Source organism: Yersinia sp. LJYL362 (genome assembly GCF_048323875.1).
Map to the genome: position 1 here is coordinate 1 of NZ_JBLWEX010000253.1, position 22,214 is coordinate 22,214.

The window sequence follows — 22,214 nt, forward strand, 5'->3', positions numbered from 1 at the left end:
CGGTGGTGAATATCGCAAGATCTGTCTGTTGGGCGACAAGTTGCGCGGCTTAATCGAAGAAGGTGCTTTTGTTGAACGTGGCGAGCGCCGTGTGCCGGTTTCAAGCTTCGAAGATGCACTGGACTGGCTGGTTAAAGAGTCGCGTCGTGGTCTGGCAATCCAGCGCTATAAAGGTCTGGGTGAAATGAACCCAGAGCAACTGTGGGAAACCACTATGGATCCAACCAGCCGCCGTATGTTGCGGGTGATGGTGAAAGATGCGATTGCGGCAGACCAGTTGTTTACCACTCTGATGGGCGATGCGGTTGAACCTCGTCGTGCCTTTATCGAAGAGAATGCGTTGCGAGCAGCAAATATCGATATCTAATCAGGTAACTTATTGATCAGATAGAAAAGCCCAGAGCGGGAAACTGCTACTGGGCTTTTTTTTTGTCTCATCATGGCCGATGGCATTTGTGCAGTACACGGACTTGCTAGCATTTGAGCGCTGAATCGCGTTAGCATGAGTCATTCGCTATATAAATGTGAGGACCTATGGCTATTGAATTAATCGCTATCGATATGGACGGCACGTTGCTAAATACGCAGCATGAAATTACCCCACGAGTAAAGCAGGCTATTGATGCTGCCCGGGCGAAAGGGGTCTGCGTGGTATTGGCCACGGGGCGGCCTTATATCGGGGTCCAGCGTTATTTACGCGAACTGAACATGGAAAACAGTGGCGACTATTGCATCAGTAATAACGGTGCATTAGTACAAAAAGCGGCTACGGGTGAGTGTATTTTGCAAGAAACCCTCAGTTTTGAGGATTATCTTTATTTCGAAGCTTTGTCGCGAGAAATGGGGGTCAGTTTCCAGGCTTTTGATTTTGATACTTTATATACCGCTAATAAAGACATCAGCAAATACACTCTGCATGAAGTGATGCTGACCGGTATTCCATTGAAATATCGTGCGGTAGAAGAGATGGATCCCGCCTTGCGCTTCCCGAAAGTGATGATGATTGATGAGCCAGAAAAACTGGATCGCGCCTTAGCGATGATGCCAGCGGAAGTTTTTGAGCGCTTTACCATCATGAAAAGCGCCCCGTTTTACCTGGAAATTTTGAGTAAACGGGTTGATAAGGGGACTGGGGTGAAAATGCTGGCTGACCATTTAGGTATCCCACAGGAAAATATTATGGCTCTGGGCGATCAGGGTAATGATATCGCAATGGTTAATTACGCCGGTGTCGGTGTTGCAATGGGCAATGCCATCCCTGAACTGAAAGAGATAGCGCAGTTTGTAACGGGCACCAATAGTGAAGACGGTGTGGCAATGGCTATTGAGAAGTATGTGCTCTGAGTTTTGGCGGTGGCCAGTTTCGCGGTAACAGCCAATTTAAGGCCCATATTGTGGGCCTTTTATGATGGTTATTCCGATCTGTAAACCAATATTCTTAATGGCGACTAGTCAATATTATGGGGCTTTGTGAGTTTGATGAAAATGATACACAGCGCCTAATATTCCTGAGTTATTCTTGTGAGTTGTCGTATCAATAACAGTATCTTTGATATCAAACCAATTCAGCTGGTTACTTAATTCATCGAGGAATGTCTCTCTTTCGGTAATTCCTCCGCCAATAAAAATATGTGTCGGATCAAAAAGATAAACCAGGTTATATATGCCGGCACAAATGTCATTATAAAAAGCATCTACCAGACGTCGGCAAATGGAGCAGCCATTATCATAGCCACTGAATATCTCTTCGCCAGTGACTGATTCAAGCGGGCGATTTATTTTTTCGGCATAACGTTTACGTAATACCAGTAAGGTAGAGGTTTCGTTCATTGTATAGCTGCCAGGGCGCTCCGCTCCAGGCCGTGAGCTAAACATATAACCAAATTCACCAGCGCGGAAATGTCCGCCACGAACCAGGTTGCCATTAGAGAAAATTCCACCGCCAATGCCGGTGCCAATGGTTAAACAGAGAAAGTCATTTAGCTGACGCGCTTTACCCAGCCATTTTTCTGCCAGTAATGCACAATTAGCATCATTTTCGATGCTTACAGGTAAGTTACACTGCTGTTCTAGCCAAATCTTCAGGTTAAAGTGATCAAATCTGCGAATTGACCCACCATTGGTAATCAGACCGGTGAATGGATTGACGTACCCAGGGACGCTGATGGCAATGCCTTCGTAACCGTGTTGCAGATCGAGCCAGCGTAGTATTTCGGCCAGTATTTGGTCACCATCACTATTCTGTATTGCAGCTTTATCCTGTACCAGAATTTTTCCTTCGGATGAAACAATGCCCATTTTCAGCGAAGTTCCGCCAATATCGAATGCAGCTATTTTCATTGTGCTTTCTCCTGATATTTTCGCGATCATGCATGCTCTACGTTTTTTCATCAGCCCTGGCGTTATCAATCAAGCTATTCCAGAATCCCTTTCACTATTTGCACATCCTGAATCCCTAATCCGGTTAAATCCGCTAAGGTAATCTGCTGATCATTGTCTCTGAAAGGTACGCCCTGAGCTAAAGCTGTACCCATCTCGGTTAAGGTGTGATGCGCTAATAACTGCTGTTGAAATGCCGATGAAATTTCACCAAATTCAGTACATTGCGCCCACGAATCTACCAAAATTTTATCAGCTTTTGCCACCAGCTCCGGTGTCAGTTCGTGTTTACCTGCACCATCAGCTCCGACGGCGGTAATGTGTGTACCGGGCTGGATATCAGCAGCATGCAAAATAGCCTCCCTGCTAGGGGTAGTGGTGACAATAAACTGGCAGTGACGGCCTAACTCTGCAGCATCCAAGGTGGTATTGACTGCAAAACCTTCTGTCTGGGCATATTGGCGGTATTCTTCTAATGCAGTTTCACTGCGGCCCCAAACCCATAGCTGACGACACGAAATCACACTTTTCAGGTACATCAGGTGCAACCGTGCTTGCATTCCCGTACCGACGATACCGATAGCGCGGATATGCTGTGGTGCACACAGCTCGGCCACAATACGTCCGGCCAATGCGGTGCGCAGCGCAGTTAACCAGCCCTCATCGAGCAATAGCGCCTGAGGCTCACCGGTCTGGGCAGAAAACGCCATCATTAGCCCCTGATTACTGGCCAGTCCTTGAGCCGGGTTATGATAAAAACCGCTTGAGACTTTCACTACAAATTGGCTATCGCCCTGCAAATAGCCACTTTTAATACAACAGTCGCCCTCTGCTTGTTCAAACAGCAAATGTTGTACCGGTGGCATTTGTACCTGTTTTTGGCTAAACGCAATAAACCCTGCTTTGAGTAGCAACGTGACGGCATCAGCATCGAACTTGTCGAGAATCTGCTGCTTATTCAGAATAATCATTCGCTGACCGCTCCCAGGTATTTTTTCAGCACAATATTCTTTCCGCACAGCACTACGGCCACTTTCTTACCTTGCCAAAGTGGTGCCTGTTTTAGTGCTGCCGCCAGCGCTACACCGGCGGCACCTTCAATCATCCAGCGGTCAGTATGGGCAATCAAACGCATGGCATCTTTGATTTCCTGTTCACTCACCAGCACTTTCTGGTCAATTAATTGCTGGCAAAGTGCAAAGGTTATTGCTCCTGGTTCTACGCCCCCAGCGGTGCCATCAGACAGAGTCTCTTGCTCCGCTACCTCTTGAATTTTACCGTTTTCGAGGCTGGTATACATACTGGTGGCGTTGGCTGGCCAACACCCAATAATCTGAGTTTTATCCGAGAGTTTTTTCAGCACCGTGGCAATACCGGAAATCAATCCACCGCCACCCACCGCCACAAATACCGCATCCAGATTTGGCTGTTGTTCAACCATTTCCATACCACAAGTCCCTTGCCCGGCAATAATCTGCCTATCGTTATAAGGGGAGATATAGATTTTACCCTGCTGCTGTGCGGCACTATCCGCGGCCAGTTCTGCATTTAATGCATCCCCTGGGATCAGCTCAACTTCTCCGCCCAGCGCGCGAATGGCTTCTAATTTGATGGCAGCGGCTTGCTCTGGTGCATAAATGGTGGCCTTCACTCCTGCCAATTTACCTGCCAGCGCCATGGCTTGTCCGTGATTGCCGGTAGATGCGGTGATAACACCGCGTTGGCGTTGCTCGTCAGTTAATAAACGTAGTTTGTTACTGGCTCCGCGAAATTTAAAAGAACCGGTGTGCTGTAGATGCTCACATTTGAGATAGATTTCGCAGCCACTGTGCTGGGACAGCAATGGGCTATATTCCAGTGGTGTCACCCTTACCTGTGGGCGTAATGCCTGGTGGGCCTCTTTGATAGCATCGAATAAGGTGTTCATATCGGTTCCTTTATATTTTTATTTTTCAATAGATTACTTACAACAAACTGCGGGCAGCCCTCAGACAATCTGTATGCCATAATGACATACAGATTTAGCAAAAAAACGTTATTTGCAACCTAACATAAAAGAGTTGATAGCATGAACATGCAAAAATGCGATTCCATACAGGAACAGCAACTCACCTTTGATCCCAGAGGTCATCAGCTCACCAACATCAACGTTTGGACGCCCGATAGCCAATGGCTGGCATATGATGTGCGGCCTAATGGCAGTACGTTTAGTGGTTTAACCATTGAGCGGGTTAATTGCATCACCGGTGAGATTGAAGTTATTTATCGTGCTCAGCATGGCGCTCATGTCGGTGTGGTGACCGTGAGCCCTGATAATCCAGCACGCTATGTGTTTATTCATGGCCCGGAACACCCAGATAGCCACTGGCATTATGATTTCCATCACCGGCGAGGGGTGATTGTCACGGAGCCGGACAGAGAATTGGCGGTCACATTGGATGCCATGGATATCACGCCACCCTTTACTCCCGGCGCGTTGCGCGGAGGCAGCCATGTGCATGTTTTCAGCCCTGACGGCAGTCGCCTGAGTTTTACCTATAACGACCATGTGCTGCACGAACAAGACCCCGCACTGGATTGCCGTAACGTGGGCGTGGCCTTGCCTCTGCATGGTGTTAATCCGCCAAAGCAACATCCGCGTGAATATGATGGTAGCCATTTCTGTGTGTTAGTGACTCGAACGACCCCTACGCCCCTGGCGGGTAGTGACCAAATAAACCGCGCTTATGAAGAGGGTTGGATTGGCTCGCAGGGGTATCTGAAAACGGACGGTACTCGCCAGCGCTGGGCATTGGCATTTATTGGTGACACGCTTTCGGCGCAGGGCGAAAAAATTCCAGAAATCTTTATTGCTGATTTACCAGAGCATGACCGAGATTATGCTCGTGCTGGTGAAGAGCCATTAGAGGGAACTCAAACCACCATGCCAGCCCCACCTGCAGGCGTCAGGCAACGACGGTTAACCTTTACGACTGAGCGGCGTTTCCCAGGGCTGGCGACCAGCCCGCGGCATTGGCTGCGAACCTCCCCCGACGGCAGTGCCATTGCTTGTTTAATGAAAGATGATGAGGGTGTGGTGCAGTTGTGGTTGGTTTCACCCAATGGTGGTGAACCACGGCAACTGACATTTACGGAGGGGGGGATTCAGTCAGCATTCAGTTGGCACCCACAAGGACACAGTCTGGCATTTGTATGTGATAACAGTGTGATGCAGTGTGATAGTACCACCGGTCAAGTGCGGCGATTGACCGCGCGGAGTGCTATTGCACCCATGGCGGATGCAGTGGTGTTTTCGCCCGATGGTACTAAAGTGGCCTTTATGCGGGAAATCGACGGCTTAGCACAAATTTTTACCGTCAAAGTAGACTAACTCACTGTACTGGCGTATCTGCGGGGTGGGCTGCTGACTGGTTCTGCGCTTCGGATTGGCGGATGCGCTCACGAGGGGAGCTGGCCATTTTATCTTCGCTGTCGGAACGCAAGTAATCATACGGCAACAGTAAAGTGTCCATCACCGCTGAGAACGGCAAATCAACCGCGAGTAGGGGGCGCAGCGCCCAACCGGTATTATCATCTTTGAGCATCGCCACATTGGCTTCAGTACCGGAGTAATAACCCTGACTGCTGCTGGTATGAGTCATAATACTGGAACAGCCGCCGGATAAAAGCAGCGAACAGCCGGTAACAAAAGGGATAACTGTATTTTTCATTGTTTTTTTCAGCTCTCATCATACCGGGGAGTTACAGGTTACAACGTTCAACCCACTATAAATGTCAGGTTTTGACATGATTTTTACACCACCTTACAGACAGTTCCTATGGTGAAAGATTCAGTCTTGTGAGGTAAATTTACCTAAGTGTAAGTTATAACAGTGCATTTATCGAATAATGAGATTAATAAACTTCTTATTAAGATTTTTCTTGTGAAATTTTTTTTGATTTTGCTCTTGAAAAGAAGATTGCCGACCTCATTTTATTATCAGGTCAGAGAGAATACGCCGACAGGGTATTCAGACCAACAGCCTGTCCAGAGTGGAAGGCTTAATACAAAATATGACAACATCCTTGCTAATATATTTAGGAGGCAGTTTTTATGCGTAATTCCGAGCTTGCACCACTGTATCGTTCAGCTATCGGTTTCGACCGGTTATTTAATCTATTAGAATCTGGCCAGAATCAAAGTAATGGTGGCTATCCTCCTTATAACGTCGAATTGGTCGATGAAAATAACTATCGCATCGCGATCGCGGTAGCAGGCTTTGCAGAACAGGAACTGGAAATTGTCACTCAGGACAACCTGTTGATTGTTCGCGGTTCTCATGCCAATGAACCAGCACAACGAACTTATTTATATCAAGGTATCGCTGAGCGAAACTTTGAGCGTAAATTCCAGTTGGCTGAGCACATTAAAATTAAAGGTGCCAATTTAGTCAATGGTTTGTTGTATATCGATCTGGAGCGTTTAGTACCAGAAAGTTTAAAACCACGTCGTATTGAAATTAAATAATAGGTTTAGTAAATAGTTTTTCAATAATGTGACTAATTCACATTATTCATAACTGAGCCAAGTCTGCCGTAATCGGGGACTGAGAGGCTTTCTATTATCTCGCTTCAAAGAAGGAGTTATATATATGCGTAATTATGATTTGTCACCTTTACTTCGTCAGTGGATTGGTTTTGATAAATTAGCCAGTTCAATGCAGGGCGGTCAGGATTCTCAGGGGTTCCCTCCCTATAATATTGAGAAAACTGACGATAACCACTATCGCATTTCACTGGCATTGGCCGGTTTTAAACAGAGCGAACTGGATATTGAAGTAGAAGGCCCGCGCTTGACTGTGCGCGGTAAGCCAACACCGGCTGAAAAACAGGTTGAATACCTGCATCAAGGCCTGGTGCGTAAAGAGTTCTCATTGACCTTTACTTTGGCAGAGCATCTGAATGTTGATAATGCTCAATTTGAAAATGGCCTGCTGCATATTGATCTGTTGCGCCAGGTACCAGAAGCACTGCAACCACAGCGTATTAGCATTGGCAGTGCCGCTCCTCAAGAGCATCAGGTATTAGATAATCCGGTTGCAACCGAGCAATCAGAACAGCAGTAATTATGATGACCGGCACCTCTGCCTGAGGTGCCGGTAACGAATACCCCTCTCCTTGTTTTGTCCTTTTAGTATTAAACTTTTCCGTGTTTGTTTTTTCACCGGAGAGATTCCCCACTCTCCGGTGCATTTTGTGGTGCATCCCACATTCACTTTCCTCTCCTTCTGACAGAATCCTTACTAATTGTAAGAATTTAAGGCCATGTATTACCAAATAACATGCCACGTGGCCGACCGGTTTTTAAACTTAGGCAAGGAAGTGATTTATGAGTGCTATCGCCCTTACCGTCAGTATGTTGGCGCTGGTCGCCGTATTGGGGTTATGGATCGGTAATTGGAAAGTCTATGGTGTGGGGTTAGGTATCGGCGGGGTGCTATTTGGCGGCATTATCGTGGGCCATTTTGCACAAACTTACGAACTGGTTCTAAATGGAGACATGCTGCATTTCATTCAGGAATTTGGCCTGATTCTGTTTGTTTATACCATCGGCATTCAGGTGGGGCCGGGGTTCTTCTCTTCACTGCGGGTCTCGGGGTTGCGGCTTAATTGCTTTGCCATCCTGATGGTTGTTGTCGGTGGGTTAGTGACCGCAATTATCCATAAATTGTTTGCGGTGCCACTGCCCATTATTCTTGGCATATTTTCAGGTGCGGTGACTAACACCCCAGCTCTTGGGGCAGCACAACAAATCCTCACTGATTTAGGTTCGCCACCCCAATTGGTCAGCCAAATGGGGATGGGTTATGCCATGGCCTATCCATTCGGTATTTGCGGTATTTTGTTGGTGATGTGGCTGATCCGTTTATTCTTTAAAATCAACGTTGATCGTGAAGCTAAAGAGTTTGATAGCAGCCACGGGCAGAACCGTGAATTGCTGCAAACCATGAACGTGGCGGTACGAAACCCCAATCTGCATGGTCTATCAATGCAGGATGTGCCATTACTGAACAGCGATGAGGTGGTCTGTTCCCGCTTGAAGCGCGGTGATTTATTGATGGTTCCGTTGTCAGGCACCGTCATTGAGCTAGGTGACTATCTGCATTTAGTTGGGCAGCGCGAGGCTTTGGAGAAAGTGCGACTGGTGGTCGGGGAAGAGGTTGATGTCACCTTGTCTACGGCCAGCACAGTGTTGCAGACCGCTCGCGTGGTGGTGACCAATGAGGCAGTTTTGGGTAAGAAAATTCGCGACTTAAACCTGAAACAGAAATATGACGTGGCAATCACTCGATTAAACCGTGCTGGGATTGAGTTAGTCGCCAGTAACAATGCCAGCCTGCAATTTGGTGACATTCTTAATCTGGTAGGGCGTCCGGAATCTATTGAGGCCGTTTCTGCTGTTGTGGGCAACGCGCAGCAAAAACTACAGCAAGTTCAAATGCTTCCTGTCTTTATTGGCGTCGGTCTGGGAGTGTTGTTAGGGTCAATCCCACTGTTTATTCCGGGGTTTCCGGCGGCACTGCGTTTGGGATTGGCGGGTGGCCCGCTAGTGGTCGCACTTATCCTTGGGCGTATTGGTAGCATCGGCAAGCTATATTGGTTTATGCCGCCGAGTGCCAACCTGGCCTTGCGTGAACTGGGGATTGTGCTGTTCTTGTCGGTGGTTGGGCTAAAGTCTGGCGGTGATTTCATCAATACGCTGGTCAATGGTGATGGGCTGGCGTGGATTGGCTACGGGGCGATGATCACCGGGATACCGCTACTGACCGTGGGCATTCTGGCGCGCATGCTGGCTAAGATGAACTATCTGACGTTGTGCGGCATGTTAGCTGGTTCAATGACTGATCCACCGGCATTGGCCTTTGCCAATGGTTTGCACCCCACCAGCGGTGCAGCAGCACTGTCTTATGCAACTGTTTATCCGTTGGCGATGTTCTTACGAATCATGTCGCCGCAGATACTTGCCGTGCTGTTCTGGACACTATAGCGGGTAGTTTGGTCGGCAGCTATGGCAATGACTAAGTGGAAAGGATAGGCCGAAGAGTAAAGCGTCCGCGCCAGGGAAGGCGCGGCTCGAGCCCCCAGGGAGGGGTTTACGGCGTCTTTACGATCGGCCTGTTCTCTCCACTCTTTACTCTGTTATTGAAGCTAAGAATGGCTGTTTTACTGTGCTTCCTGATACGCCAACTCAATTTCTTCGGCCAGAATCGCCACACCCTTTTCGATATCTTCCGGTGCCGGGACATAATTCATCCGCATGCACTGATGAGTATGCGGCCAGTCATATTCCAGACCGGGGAAGAAGTAGTGGCCAGGTACCATCAACACACCGCGTTTTTTCAGGCGTTGATACAACAGTTCAGTGCTGATCGGCAAATCTTTAAACCACAGCCAGAGGAATATTGCCCCTTCCGGTTTGTGGATCAGGCAGCGTTCCGGCGGTAAGTATTTGCGCAGAATAGCAATAGTTTGCTGTACCCGTTCAAAATAGAATGGCCGGATGACCTCGTTGGATAAACGCAACAGATCACCACGCTCAATCATTTCGGCGGCAATCGCTGGCCCTAAACTTCCCGGTGACAAACTGATAATGCCATTCATGTTAGTGATGGCTGAAATGACTTTCTCATCAGCAATCACTATCCCACAGCGTGAACCGGGAAGACCCAGTTTCGACAAGCTCATGCACAGAATGATATTCGGGTTCCACAGCGGTGTGGCGTCAGTAAAGATAATGCCAGGGAAGGGCACGCCATAAGCATTATCAATCAATAACGGAATACCACGTTGCTGGGCAATAGCATCCAGCCGAATCAACTCTTCGTCAGTAATCACATTGCCAGTCGGGTTGGTGGGCCGTGAAACGCAAATCAGGCCTATATCATCGGTAATATTGAGGTGTTCAAAATCGACGTGATATTTGAATTGCCCTTCTGGCAATAGCTCAATATTGGGTTTGGCAGAGACAAACAAATCTTCGTCGAGGCCCGCATCTGCATAACCGAGATACTCCGGTGCCAGCGGGAATAATACCCGCCGACGATTGCCATCGGCATAGCGGCCAGCGAATAAATTAAATAAGTAGAAAAACGCGCTTTGACTGCCATTTGTTAGTGCAATGTTCTGTGGCTCAATTTGCCAACCCAACTCATCGCGCAGCATTTTTGCCAGTGCTTTTAGCAGCAGGTCTTTCCCTTGTGGCCCGTCATAATTGCACAACGCCTCGGTCAATTGCCCGCGTTCCAGCATTTCCTGACAAAGTTGTTGGAAATAAGCATCCATCTCGGGAATATGCGCCGGATTACCTCCGCCAAGCATGATAGAACCCGGAGTTCTCAGGCCGTCATTGAGGTCGTCCATCAGTCTGGTGATACCCGCGTAGCGGGTGAATTTGTCGCCGAAAAGTGAAAACTTCATAAATGAAAATTTATTGTTATCCGTAAGTGAACAGCTACCATACTCGCAGATAAAAGCGGACGCAATGCGGAAAGAATTCTTCCTGCCGCGTGAAAATATCGGCAGGAAGTATTATTGCAAAATAATAAACTGGTTTACTCTTTTTTGTCCCCGACCCAAACTACTAATACTTTATCGCTCTGATGTTGGCGACTAAAAGCATAGTAATCAGCGGTTTGTTGCGACAGCTGCACGCCTGCACCAATCGCTGGGTGACGGGCGCGGAACTGACTGACTTTTTGCCAGTGCGCCAACAGCGCGCCTTTTTCTCCGGTCAGTTCATTCCAGTTCATATCCGAGCGGGTTCCTTGCAATGGATCTGACCCGGTAGGGCCGAACTCTCGTCCACTTTCATCGCCATAGAAGATTTGCACTGCCCCCGGAGCCAGCAGCAGCAGATCACCCGCACGTTGCTGTTTCACCAAGGATTGTTGTGCGTCATCTTTAAAAAACAGCCGGGTATCATGGGATGAAATATAACTCAACACATTGAAACCTTGCAGTTTATCCGCCATTTGTTGATAAGTGCCGTCAATGGATGAGAAACAGGCCAGTGCTTGTTTGGCTTGATCCTGAAAATCAAAATTAATCATGGCATCAAAGCCGTTTTGGTAATAATCGCTCTTCATCACGCCGTGGCCCCAGGCTTCACCGGTCATCCAGAAGGGTAAGTTATCCAGCGCCTGATCCGGGTGAGCGGCTTTCCACTCAGCCAGAGCCGCAGTGCTTTGCTGCTTAAGTTGTTGCCAGGCGGGTTTCTCGACATGCTTGGCGGTATCAACACGAAAACCGTCGATACCATAATCGCGAACCCATTGACTCAACCAATGCGTGAGGTAATCACGCGGAGTGGCTCCGGCTATTTCTCGTGCTGCGGTATCGGGTTTATGGCGATAAAACACCGGCAAACCGCTGGGTTGGGTAGATTCGGTTTTAATGTCCGGCAGGAAAGCCAGCGACATGGTCAGGTCGTCATAGCCTGGGGAATCATAATCACCAATATCGGTGCGGATCCATTTCTTACCCCACCAATTATCCCATGCGGCTTTATCACTAAAGTTGATGTAATCATTAAAACTATGCCAGGTTTGCCCTTTGCCAGGTGTCCAGTCTGTCCAGTTTTTACCCAGAGTTTTTTCCAACTGATCACCTTGCAAATACAGCGCGCCGAACTGGTAGCTCTGCATATCTGCCAGAGTGGCATATCCCACATGATTCATAACTACATCAAATAGAATGCGGATACCGCGCTTATGGGCTTGCTCAACCAGTTTATGCAAATCCTGTTCGGTGCCCATGTTGGCATCCAGCCGAGACCAATCCAGGCCGTAATAACCATGATAGGCGTAATGCGGGAAGTCACCTTTGGTTCCGCCCCCGACCCAGCCGTGAATTTGCTCCAGTGGAGAAGTTATCCACAACGCATTGACCCCAAGCTGTTGCAGATAATCAAGTTTTTCGGTTAGGCCAGCCAGGTCACCACCGTGGAAAGTACCGATTTCCTGCATGGCATCGCTGTGGCGACCGTAGCTGTGGTCATTGTCTGGGTTACCGTTTTTAAATCGATCTGTCAGAGCAAAATAAACCGTGGCATTTTGCCAACTAAAAGGCGCCGCATGCTGGGTTTTTGCTGACTCTAGCAGCAATAATCCGCCACTCTCAGGGCTGGGTTGCAGTGTGATTTTACCGAGGGAAACTTTTGCTGTTTGGCCAGAATAGAAATCCCGCACCATTTCGCCTTCAACGAAGGTTTTGCTGACATCAATCGTCACCGGCTTTCCATCCCAGCGCTGACAACTGTGAGCCACGACTTTGACGGTTTCCGCCACCGGTTCTTTGATACTCAAGGTGAGTGTTGGCGTGCCGCTGCGGGTATCAATACGCACCTGATACTGGCCATCGCGGAACAGCTTCCACTGGATATCAGCCTGATTCTGGCAGGGTTGCAGCGAAAATGTCTGATTCAGTTTCACCGGCCCGGTTGGCTGCCAGCATTGCTTATCTTGATAAAATTTAAGGAGATACTCACCTTTGGTGAGCACGCTGCTACTCAGGAAAATACCGCTATCTTGTTCAGTAAACGCCGGGAAATGCTGAAGTGACCAGTTCGCCATGGCTGCTGGCGACAAAACCAGTAGCAAAGCGAGCGTGAGATGTTTCATAACGCGTCTTCCTTGGGTCTGAGAAACGTATAAAGTTTTATGAATATCAGAGTGCCAGACGGCGAAGAAATAGCCTCATCCCTGAGCCGTTTTTATAGGGAGGAGGGCAGCGGATGAGGGGGATTTGGCCTGCTAACAGGCCCGTAGAATAAATTATGCTTGCTGCAATACCTGCGGGTTGACGCAGTTTTCTGTGACAGTGCCTGTCAGTGCCGCAATCAGGTTATCTACCGCGCAGGCCGCCATGTTGTAGCGGGTTTCATGGGTGGCGGAACCAATATGTGGCACAGCAACCACATTCGGTAATTTGAGTAATGGCGACTCCACTGGCAGTGGCTCTTGTTCAAAAACATCCAGTCCGGCAGCATGAATAGTGCCATCTTGCAGCGCAGCAATCAGCGCCTGCTCATCAACCACCGGCCCACGACCCGCATTGATCAAGATGGCGCTGGATTTCATTTTAGCCAGTTGCTCACGGCCTATCATATGGTAAGTCTGTTCGGTCATCGGCAAAGTGATGCAGAGGAAATCAACCTCAGCCAGCAAGGTATCGAGTGAGCAGCGGCGAGCACCAAAGCGCTTTTCAGCTTCTTCATGTGGGCGGCGGCTGGTGTACAGCACCGGCATGCTGAAACCAAAGTGTGCTCGTTGAGCCAGCGCCATACCAATTCGGCCCATGCCGAGAATGCCGATGGTTTTGTGGTGAACATCGACACCAAACCAATCCTCACCGATGCTGTCTTGCCACTCTCCGGCTTTCACGCGCTCAGCCAATTCTACTACCCGCCGCGCACTGGATAGCACCAATGCCATCATAGTATCTGCCACGGTTTCGGTCAGAACGGTAGGGGTGTGCATTAAGGCTATTCCGCGCTGGCTCAGCGCATCGACATCAAAATTGTCATAACCAACAGAAATGGTTGAAGCAGCTCGCAGCTTCGGTGCGCGTTCCAAGAACGCCTGATCAATTTTACCGCCAGAACCGATAAGCCCTTCAGCTTGTTGCAGAGCAGATAATAGTTCGGGCTGATTATCCGCAGATAAACCATCAAAACTGTTCACAGTAAAATATTGCTCTAAACGCTGATGCAGGTCAGCAGGAATACTTTTGTAAAGCACGATAGATGGCTTCATCACAACCTCAGTTACTTTGAGTAAATAGAATTAAGGATAAGATTTAAAGCCAGAATAACAGCAACTACCGGTGCGGGATCAAGCGCTAATCAGACTCATAATGTTACGACTAATGAAAAGGCCAACCCGTATGGGCAGGTTGGCATATCTGATTTTATAAAACTTCGTGGCTGGTAACGCTATTAACCGGCTGGGGTTGGGAGCGAATGGCCGCGCAACGTAGCGCAGTAATGATCGCCAGTGCCGGGGCAATGGTATACAGAGTAAATAGCCAGTGAGCAGTGTTTTCGGCACCCGCGACGCCGCCGGGAGCATTAAGGCCGGAAAGGTTCGCCACCATACCGGCTATCGCAGCCCCGACGGCGGTGGCAAACATCTGTACCGTGGTAATCGAGGCTCCGGCGATATCTTTATCTTCTTCCGCCGCCACTTGCAGAATGCGGGTCAGCAAGTGTGGCCAGCCAAAGCCGATACCGAAACCCACTAATGTTAGCGCAATGGCGATAGGGGCCATCTGCTGCCAACTGCCCAGTGAACTTACTGGCATCAGGATGGCGAGCGCAATGATTCCCACCAGCACAATAATTGGGCCACTAATAATCGCCCAACGAATACCTGACTTTTTCCAGCCAGCACTCATCACTTCAGAAATTGTCCAGCCCGCAGCCATAGTGGCGGCGATATAGCCAGAAATCAGTGGCGACTGTCCGTGTATGGTTTGTAGGAAGTAAGGGACAAAAATCTCACAAGTAATGCCGATCGCCAGTAAAGAGATGGTGATATAGAGTGCGGCCAGGGGTGAGTTAAGGCGCAGCGCTCCTTTTGGCAGTAAACGCGAGGTGGCTCGGGATTCTATACGCAATAGCAGCGCCAGCAGCAATACTGCTAACACCATACCCACCAGATTCGTCAGGCCACTGCTGGCAATACTGCTGGCGGAAATGGTCAGGACAATTGCGGTTAATAGCACCAGTTGGGTGACCGGTAATGCCGAGGTGACTGCGGTGCTGGATCTTCCTTTCGGCAGGATGCGCCAGGTAAAAATGGCATAAATCAGTGTCACCGGCAGTAACGTCCAGAAGGCAAAGCGCCAGGCGTTCATTTCTGCAAATATCCCGCCAATTGCCGGGCCAATCAGTGTTGCCACGCCCCACATTCCTGAAATGAGCGCCATCGCCCTTGGCCATAATGATTGCGGAAACACCAAGTTAATCATGGCGTAAGAGAGTGCGAACAGAAAACCGCCCCCCAAACCTTGCACGGTTCGGCCAACCAGCATCAGCGGCATATTCGGTGCCATTGCGCATAAGGCACTACCCAGCATAAAGGTCAGTGAGGCAAACAAATAGGCGCTGCGTGCACCATAACCACTGAGTAAACGGGCAGATAATGCGGAACCGAGGATCGACGCGGTGACAAATAGAGTGGTATTCCAGGCGTATAAATTCAGGCCATTAATCTCCAGCACCACCGACGGTAAAATAGTGGTGGCGATATAGATATTGATGGCATGTAACACCACCCCACCTGACAGCGCTATGGCAAAAGCCGCATTTTTGCCGGAGAACAAATCACTCCATCGGCTTGCATCATTCATTATCACGTTATTCATCCTGCCAGAAATCTGGTTATTGAGTTGGGCGAGTTGTTACGTTAAAGTTAAACAAGTAAACACTTGGAATAAGGTAGGCCAGGGGCCAACAATAAGTCAAGCATATGCTTGTAAAATGTTATGCTGATAATCATCAGAATTAAAAATGCATCAACGATACTGGGATAGATATGAACATCGACTATTCGACCAGTCAGCCGCAGTCTGTTGCTGAGCGCCTGCTGCTGCTGCTGAAGACGCGTGGCCCCTTGCAAGCGGCAGATGCGGGAAAAATACTCGGCACTACAGGGGAAGCCGCCCGCCAACAATTCGTAAAATTAGCCAAAGAGGGTTTGGTTGTGGCGGAGGCACAGACAAAAGGTGTCGGGCGGCCTATCCAGCTTTGGCGACTTACCGAAGCAGGAAATGCCCGTTTTCCTGATGCCCACAGCGAGCTAACCGTTCAGTTATTGCGTATGGTGCGCACAAAATTAGGCGAAGAAGCGCTTAATTTATTGATAGATACGCGTGAGCAAGAAACGCGTGATCTGTATTGTCAGGCAATGGAAGGCGCACATAATATTGATGAACGGGTGGAGCGGCTGGTGGCTATTCGCTCTCAGGAAGGGTACATGGCGGAATGCCAGACTCAAGCCGATGGTTCAATATTGTTGATTGAAAATCATTGCCCGATTTGCGCCGCCGCAACCAGTTGCCAGGGGTTTTGTCGGGCAGAATTATCAGTATTTCAGCAAGCTCTGGGAGTGCCGGTTGAGCGGGTTGAACATATTTTATCCGGTTCCCGGCGCTGTACTTATCGTATCAAGCTGGAATAATTATGATGACCGGATGTCTCCGGCTAGAAAATGTGCGGATAAAGCGCGAGGCGTTATCCGCAGAAAAACCATAACAATTACAGTGGGCTTAAGGTGATTTCAACCCGGCGGTTCTGCGCCTTACCGGCGGCGGTGCTGTTGCTTGCTACTGGATTATCCGGCCCTGCACCGCTGGTACGGATACGGTTCGCCGCGACACCTTGCACGATCAGTGCGCTTCCTACACTGTCGGCACGTTGTTGTGAAAGCGTCATGTTATGCGCTCTGGCACCCGTGCTGTCGGTGTAGCCGGTCACATTGACGGCGGTTTTATCGTACTCTTTCAATACCATAGCCACGCCGGTCAAGGTATTGGCTCCAGCGGGTTTGAGGTTGCTGCTGTCAGTATCAAATGTGACATTGTTGGGCATATTCAACACGATATTATCGCCCTGACGGGTCACGCTAACACCTGTGCCACTCATTTTTTCACGCAGTTTGGCTTCCTGCACATCCATGTAGTAGCCTGCACCGCCACCCAACGCGGCCCCCGCTGCGGCACCAATTAACGCCCCTTTGCCCCGATCATGTTTGGATGATGACAACATACCAATCCCTGCGCCTAACACCGCCCCGATGCCTGCCCCATAACCTGATTTACCCGCTTGTGATTCGCCGGTATAGGGATTGGTGGTACAAGCGGAAAGTGTCAGTGCGACAGAAACGGCGGCCACCGTGGCCAGAATGCGTTTTTTCATTGATTTTACCTTAAATGGCATTCTATTTCGGCGAAAAATAGATAATGTCGCCCAATAGCGGATTAATAAGTCATCTACCAGCATTCAGTTCAGTTGCTGGCATTTATCGGCCATCGTTATCCGGTAAAATAGGGGCGAATACCATTGAGAAAACTCTCATAGTGTTATGTAGTTAGCGTAAATGCTGGGTTTATCGACGAAAAAAGCACAGAACGGCGCTTTTCAACGGGCGCACTCCTGCCGCCCGTGACCTGTGGATGTTTAAAACTCATCATGATGAAAGCCAAGCTTTGTGCTTACCCGTGCCGCTGGTTGAGAAATAGCGCGAAAACGTAGTGTTTTCACTCCCCTTTGTTGCAGATATTGGGCTATCCCCTGTACTGCTGCGCGGCCCGCTCCGCGAACGCTCTCCTCATCCTCTGGCATCAGCACATAGTTCGGGTCAGTGACAAAAAATTCAACATAGTAGTTTTCATGGCTGTTCTCGAACGACTCATCTCTTGTGGCTGCCAGAAGACTGACAATATCCCCCCTTAGTCTTACCGCAACGTAGATATAGTCATTCCCAGAAGCGAGCATTTCACTATACAGTGAGTAACTGTGTGCTCGCCCTGCTTCGATAGTGCGGTCATGTTCCGACCAATATTCGTTAGTGATGTAGTAATTGACTGGAGCTGCATTATAAATGTCGGACCAGGCGGCGAGTGCAGCCCGAGCATCGTCCATCAACGGGCCATCAATCTCTGGCTGGCCCGGGATAGTAGTGTCAAGGATATCGACATCAAAATATAAATCAGGGTGGGTCACCCACACCCCATTTTCACGTACCCGAGCAGCGGGACGATCGGTGGGAGAGTGGTAAGAAGCCAATGAGAGTGAATAGGTTCCTAATGGCAAACGCTGGGCAGCAGAGGGATAAGCCGTTGCAGTAGGATTATGCGCCAGATAGCGGGCGTAATTTAGGCGCGTATAATCAAATGCCTGAGAGATTTGGCGGATAGCTTCATCTGCCGACCCCAGATGAATCATAGCTTCTCTGACCTCATTGACCAGACGGCTTTCTGCTGCCGGATCGCTTGTTGCAAAGCCGGTGGTATCATCCTGATGGATTTGTATTAATACCCGGCGCAGAACATCCAGCGTCCAGTTTTGTAATGAATCACCGAATAGCAGGGTAAAATCAGCTAATACTCTGGAGACCCATTGCCGACAGTTTACATCTACATCACGGGGATAGCGCTCGGCGAGGATATTCTCCATCGACGTTTTACAAAACTGTGCAGTAGCCGGTAAGGTGAGCGCCTGATTATGGAGCTGGGTTTCGATTTTCGTTAAGACCAGTGCCGCGCCGCCACTATTTTCCGGCTGTTGTGGTTGTGGCTTTAGCAACGTGGGGTTAGCGGTCACTAATACTGGCTTATCTTTATTTTTATCAGAAAACCAATGCGTTACCTTGCTCCACAGAGTATCGCCCTGATTGCACCGACTGTGAGTGACGTAATTATAAATCGCCAGTGCGGGGATAAACGCGCAACCTAATGTTCCGGCGGTATCCCGTTCGCTTCTGTGGTGTACCGACTGAATATTTTCAGTGCTGGCCGCCATTACTACCTGGTCGATGATCAGTGGATGCTTGCCGGTGTTATTAATGATGATGGCTGAGGTTTCGACTGGGCGATCAAAGGGAGCATGAGCCACTGTGATGGTGGGGGATAAGGCTATTTGTTCCGTGCCGTGGCTTTCCATATAATCTACAGCGATACGATTATTGTTGAGGTGAAATAACAGGGAGAATCGATTAGCATCTGGATGAATGCGAAATACCAAAGGTTCGCTATTCTGCGGATTATTAAAGATGAATAAATCTCTATTAGAGAACCATATTATTGGCCCTAAAGATAATTCTGTCATAAAAACACTTTGGTCATTAATATCAAAACTCAGTAAAACTTGCTTATTGGGATAGTTAGGATCATCCCAGTTTTGAGCAAAGATATCAGATAAAGGCAATTGCATTCGATTCAGAATGACGCAACGTTTACTACAACCTTCGATGGGAGAATTACTAACCTTAACGCTACTAATTTGATTATCCATATCCAAATCAGCTAAATCGCGTTGCCCGATAGATTCCATTAAATTTAAATAAGGCAAATTGTAATTATCATTTTTATATATGGTGGCTAACATTCCGTTAGGAATAGAGATAGAAGAAACAGTGTCATTCTCTATCAGTTCATCATCTCTATCGAGGAAGTCAATACTTTCTCCCGGGGCGAAACACATCGACTTTCCTGATAGTTTATCATCATTATATAAACATACTGCCTGGTTATTTACTGGGCTTAAATGCGATTTTTTAATCTGTGAGATTGTTTTATTTTTAGTGTACTCTCTGTCAATTTCATTAGCGATAACCATTGGTGATAACGTTATTAATGATAATATTGTTACAATATCAATTATAAGTTTTGATCTCATAATATAACCTCTATTATTATTTGTTTGGAAAATGTGAAAGGCTAAATATCAAAGTTCGTTATGTATGAAACCGAGTTTACTTTTTACTCTGGCTGAGGGCTGAGAAATAACATTAGAGCGTAATATTTTCACACCTTTTTGTTTCAAATAACGCGCCAGTTCATGCACTGCGGCGGTACCTGCTCCACGTACGTTTCCTTCTGCATTTGGCGTGAGAACATTACGCGGTTTACTTACAGAAACATCAATATAGTACTCTTCGCTCTCATCCTGACCCCCGTTTGCACCCAGAACGCTGACTATTTCCCCACTCAAGCGCACCACCACAAACAGGTAATCGCTGCTGCTGTCTTCTAATTCGAGTAATAACGATGTGCTGGTCGTTCGTGCTGCGCTGGTGGTGCGATCCAGGTCAGTGAGAGGGTTACCTTGCTGGTCTGTATTTAATGGGGCGAACAGATAAGTATTAAACCAATGGTTCATGACGGTATGAGTTAGGGTGATGGCCGACCGGTCTGTTGCGCTGCTCTCAATGATTTCTACCTCAAAATGTAAGTCGGGCCTTACCACCCACTCATTATTCTCACGAATACGTACTGCATGCGGCTCGGTGGGATAATGATAAGACTCTAAAGAAAGCGAATACTCCCCTAATGGCAGGCTTTGTGCAGTAATGGGTGATTCTGAGACTCTGGGATTATGCGCAAGATAAGTCGCATAATTTAGCCGGGCATATTCAAATGCGCGGGTGATTTGCTGTATTATTTCAATCAAACCCAGCCGTTCTACGGCTCCCCTGACTTCACTCACCAGATGATCCTCAGTGGCCTGATCATTGACTGCATAGCCGGTCACATGTTGTGCATCAATCCGCGTGATAACATCCTGTAGATGCTCAGGTGTCCAGTCATGTACGGAATGACCAAATAACGCTGTAAAGTCAGCTAATATACGTGATACCCATTGTGGGCAATTATCATCGGGGCTACGTGGATAGCGAGTAGCAAGAATATTATCTATTGAAGTTCTGCAAAATCGTGCTGTGGCCGGTAAGGTCAGCGCCTGATGATGTAATTGCGTATTGATTTTGTTTAATGTCAGTGTAAAAGCGGCGGCTTGATTGTTTTTATGCTCGGGGAGGGGAGGCTGCGGTTTAAGTAATGGGGCGTTACCAACGAATAACATCACCTTATCTTTATTATCGTCAGAAAACCAATGTGATATCTGATGCCATAACTTATCCACCTGATCACACCGGCTATGAGTAATATAATTATAAATTGCCAATGCAGGTATGAAAGCACAACCTAATGTCCCTGCAGTGTCTCGTTCAAATCTGCCATGATCGATATATTCAGTATCGAGAGCTGTCTCTGTTTCACTTTGATATCTATCTTCAGGATAAAAGTAAACTTTTTTACTTTTAATTTCATTGGCAAAAATAGACGGTGAAATAATGATTAAAAAAAAGAGCGATTTTTTATTGATAAACATCCTTATCATAATACCCCCTTGTTGATACCAGTTGATAAATTGGTATTGAGATAGGGTAATACTATTGTTCGCTCGCTACGCTTATTAAAATTTATCAGATGCAGGGGATAAAATAAGGAGCTAATTAAATAGGTGTTGCCAATGCAGAGTTAAAATAGTGCTTTTGGTCTCGGCGTTATACGCTTTCCCTATCTGGGTAAAACCCTGTTTACGGTAGAAGTGGCAGGCGCGTTGGTTTTGCTGATAGACCTCCAGCGTCAGGGCGCGGTAATGCTGCTGAACATGTTCCATCAATGCCTTAGCGATACCCTGCCCGTGAAAAGGTTGGGCGACAAACAATGCCCCCACCAGTTGTTCTTCCAGAATACTGATAAATCCTGCAATCGGATTCTCATCACCGATGGTTTTTGAGTGTAAATAGACCCAAGTGCGGGCTGCTGGCAGGTAAGTGTTTCGTACCAACGGGGCGCTCTCATGCCAATATTGTTCGGCAATAAAAGGATGCGCCGCAATCGTGCTGGTGAGCCACAATTGCATCACGGCATCGATATCGTCCGGTTGGTAAATTCTTATCATTTTATCGCGTTATCCGGATGGCAGAAACAACTCGCCAGATGATCGTTCACCAGGCCACTGGCCTGCATAAAGGCATAGCAAATAGTGGAGCCGATAAACTTAAAACCACGTTTTTTGAGTGCTTTAGACATCGCATCTGAGATTGGCGTCGTTGCCGGGCATTCCGCCAAACACCACCAATGGTTAATTTTTGGCTCACCATCGACGAAACCCCAGATAAAACGCGAAAAATCTTCGCCGTTGGCTTCCATTGCCAGATAGGCCTGCGCATTGGTAATAATCGCCTGAATTTTACCCCGATGGCGGATAATGCCGCTATCCAGCACCA

General features: G+C 48.0%; 19 protein-coding genes and 1 pseudogene. 7 read left to right on the forward strand and 13 right to left on the reverse strand.

Annotated elements, in window-relative coordinates; translation table 11 throughout:
- A pseudogene (gyrB, locus tag ACNSO8_RS14860) lies at positions 1-367 on the forward strand (DNA gyrase subunit B); the annotation flags it as partial.
- 167 nt (positions 368-534) lie between these two features.
- Positions 535-1,344 (forward strand): sugar-phosphatase, encoded by an 810-nt coding sequence (gene yidA, locus ACNSO8_RS14865; RefSeq protein ID WP_418395103.1) that lies wholly within the window; start codon positions 535-537, stop codon positions 1,342-1,344.
- Between the two features lie 114 nt (positions 1,345-1,458).
- Here yidA and ACNSO8_RS14870 read toward each other — a convergent pair whose 3' ends face one another.
- From ACNSO8_RS14870 to ACNSO8_RS14880, 3 genes are all read right to left on the reverse strand, one after another.
- Complete coding sequence (locus ACNSO8_RS14870) at positions 1,459-2,340, reverse strand: ROK family protein (protein ID WP_418395104.1); 882 nt, start codon at positions 2,338-2,340, stop codon at positions 1,459-1,461.
- A 74-nt stretch (positions 2,341-2,414) separates the two neighbouring features.
- Complete coding sequence (locus ACNSO8_RS14875; protein WP_418395105.1) at positions 2,415-3,350, reverse strand: ornithine cyclodeaminase family protein; 936 nt, start codon at positions 3,348-3,350, stop codon at positions 2,415-2,417.
- On the reverse strand, positions 3,347-4,306 hold the full coding sequence (locus ACNSO8_RS14880) for a threonine/serine dehydratase (protein WP_418395106.1): 960 nt from the start codon (positions 4,304-4,306) through the stop codon (positions 3,347-3,349). Before ACNSO8_RS14880 ends, ACNSO8_RS14875 begins: the two co-directional genes overlap by 4 nt.
- Before the next feature lie 141 nt (positions 4,307-4,447).
- Here ACNSO8_RS14880 and ACNSO8_RS14885 point away from each other — a divergent pair, with 141 nt between their 5' ends.
- Positions 4,448-5,749 carry a DUF3748 domain-containing protein gene (locus tag ACNSO8_RS14885; protein WP_050877742.1) on the forward strand — a complete coding sequence of 434 codons (1,302 nt, stop codon included), beginning with the start codon at positions 4,448-4,450 and terminating at the stop codon, positions 5,747-5,749.
- Position 5,750: 1 nt separating this feature from the next.
- Here the strand turns inward: ACNSO8_RS14885 and ACNSO8_RS14890 are convergent, their stop codons facing one another.
- Complete coding sequence (locus ACNSO8_RS14890; RefSeq protein WP_046051931.1) at positions 5,751-6,089, reverse strand: YceK/YidQ family lipoprotein; 339 nt, start codon at positions 6,087-6,089, stop codon at positions 5,751-5,753.
- A gap of 383 nt (positions 6,090-6,472) precedes the next feature.
- Here ACNSO8_RS14890 and ibpA point away from each other — a divergent pair, with 383 nt between their 5' ends.
- From ibpA to ACNSO8_RS14905, 3 genes are all read left to right on the forward strand, one after another.
- Complete coding sequence (gene ibpA / locus ACNSO8_RS14895) at positions 6,473-6,886, forward strand: small heat shock chaperone IbpA (RefSeq protein ID WP_046694351.1); 414 nt, start codon at positions 6,473-6,475, stop codon at positions 6,884-6,886.
- 124 nt (positions 6,887-7,010) lie between these two features.
- Complete coding sequence (gene ibpB, locus ACNSO8_RS14900) at positions 7,011-7,484, forward strand: small heat shock chaperone IbpB (RefSeq protein WP_005161076.1); 474 nt, start codon at positions 7,011-7,013, stop codon at positions 7,482-7,484.
- 263 nt (positions 7,485-7,747) lie between these two features.
- On the forward strand, positions 7,748-9,406 hold the full coding sequence (locus ACNSO8_RS14905; RefSeq protein ID WP_019084182.1) for a putative transporter: 1,659 nt from the start codon (positions 7,748-7,750) through the stop codon (positions 9,404-9,406).
- 176 nt (positions 9,407-9,582) lie between these two features.
- Here the strand turns inward: ACNSO8_RS14905 and ACNSO8_RS14910 are convergent, their stop codons facing one another.
- The 4 genes from ACNSO8_RS14910 to ACNSO8_RS14925 all read right to left on the reverse strand — a co-directional run bounded on the left by ACNSO8_RS14910 (position 9,583) and on the right by ACNSO8_RS14925 (position 15,768).
- Positions 9,583-10,836: a valine--pyruvate transaminase gene (locus ACNSO8_RS14910; RefSeq protein ID WP_019081454.1), complete on the reverse strand. Its 1,254-nt coding sequence runs from the start codon at positions 10,834-10,836 to the stop codon at positions 9,583-9,585.
- 134 nt (positions 10,837-10,970) lie between these two features.
- Entirely contained in the window at positions 10,971-13,037 is a 2,067-nt protein-coding gene (locus tag ACNSO8_RS14915; protein ID WP_418395107.1) for an alpha-amylase, read from the reverse strand.
- Positions 13,038-13,190: 153 nt separating this feature from the next.
- Positions 13,191-14,171, reverse strand: a complete 981-nt coding sequence (gene ghrB / locus ACNSO8_RS14920) for a glyoxylate/hydroxypyruvate reductase GhrB (protein WP_263696404.1) — start codon at positions 14,169-14,171, stop codon at positions 13,191-13,193.
- Positions 14,172-14,325: 154 nt separating this feature from the next.
- Entirely contained in the window at positions 14,326-15,768 is a 1,443-nt protein-coding gene (locus ACNSO8_RS14925) for an MFS transporter (RefSeq protein WP_263700785.1), read from the reverse strand.
- 185 nt (positions 15,769-15,953) lie between these two features.
- Between ACNSO8_RS14925 and ACNSO8_RS14930 the strand changes: the two genes are divergently transcribed.
- Positions 15,954-16,598: a helix-turn-helix transcriptional regulator gene (locus tag ACNSO8_RS14930; protein ID WP_050159335.1), complete on the forward strand. Its 645-nt coding sequence runs from the start codon at positions 15,954-15,956 to the stop codon at positions 16,596-16,598.
- A 77-nt stretch (positions 16,599-16,675) separates the two neighbouring features.
- Here ACNSO8_RS14930 and ACNSO8_RS14935 read toward each other — a convergent pair whose 3' ends face one another.
- From ACNSO8_RS14935 to ACNSO8_RS14955, 5 genes are all read right to left on the reverse strand, one after another.
- The gene (locus ACNSO8_RS14935) at positions 16,676-17,335 is read right to left on the reverse strand and encodes an OmpA family lipoprotein (protein ID WP_019081450.1); all 660 of its coding nucleotides are present in this window, start codon (positions 17,333-17,335) and stop codon (positions 16,676-16,678) included.
- Positions 17,336-17,596: 261 nt separating this feature from the next.
- On the reverse strand, positions 17,597-19,621 hold the full coding sequence (locus ACNSO8_RS14940; RefSeq protein ID WP_418395108.1) for a GNAT family N-acetyltransferase: 2,025 nt from the start codon (positions 19,619-19,621) through the stop codon (positions 17,597-17,599).
- Positions 19,622-19,864: 243 nt separating this feature from the next.
- Entirely contained in the window at positions 19,865-21,310 is a 1,446-nt protein-coding gene (locus ACNSO8_RS14945; RefSeq protein WP_418395110.1) for a GNAT family N-acetyltransferase, read from the reverse strand.
- Between the two features lie 120 nt (positions 21,311-21,430).
- Positions 21,431-21,886 (reverse strand): N-acetyltransferase, encoded by a 456-nt coding sequence (locus ACNSO8_RS14950; protein WP_019081447.1) that lies wholly within the window; start codon positions 21,884-21,886, stop codon positions 21,431-21,433.
- Positions 21,883-22,214: DNA-3-methyladenine glycosylase I (locus ACNSO8_RS14955; RefSeq protein ID WP_418395109.1), on the reverse strand; the 332-nt coding region annotated here is incomplete at its 5' end. The genes ACNSO8_RS14955 and ACNSO8_RS14950, both read right to left, overlap by 4 nt.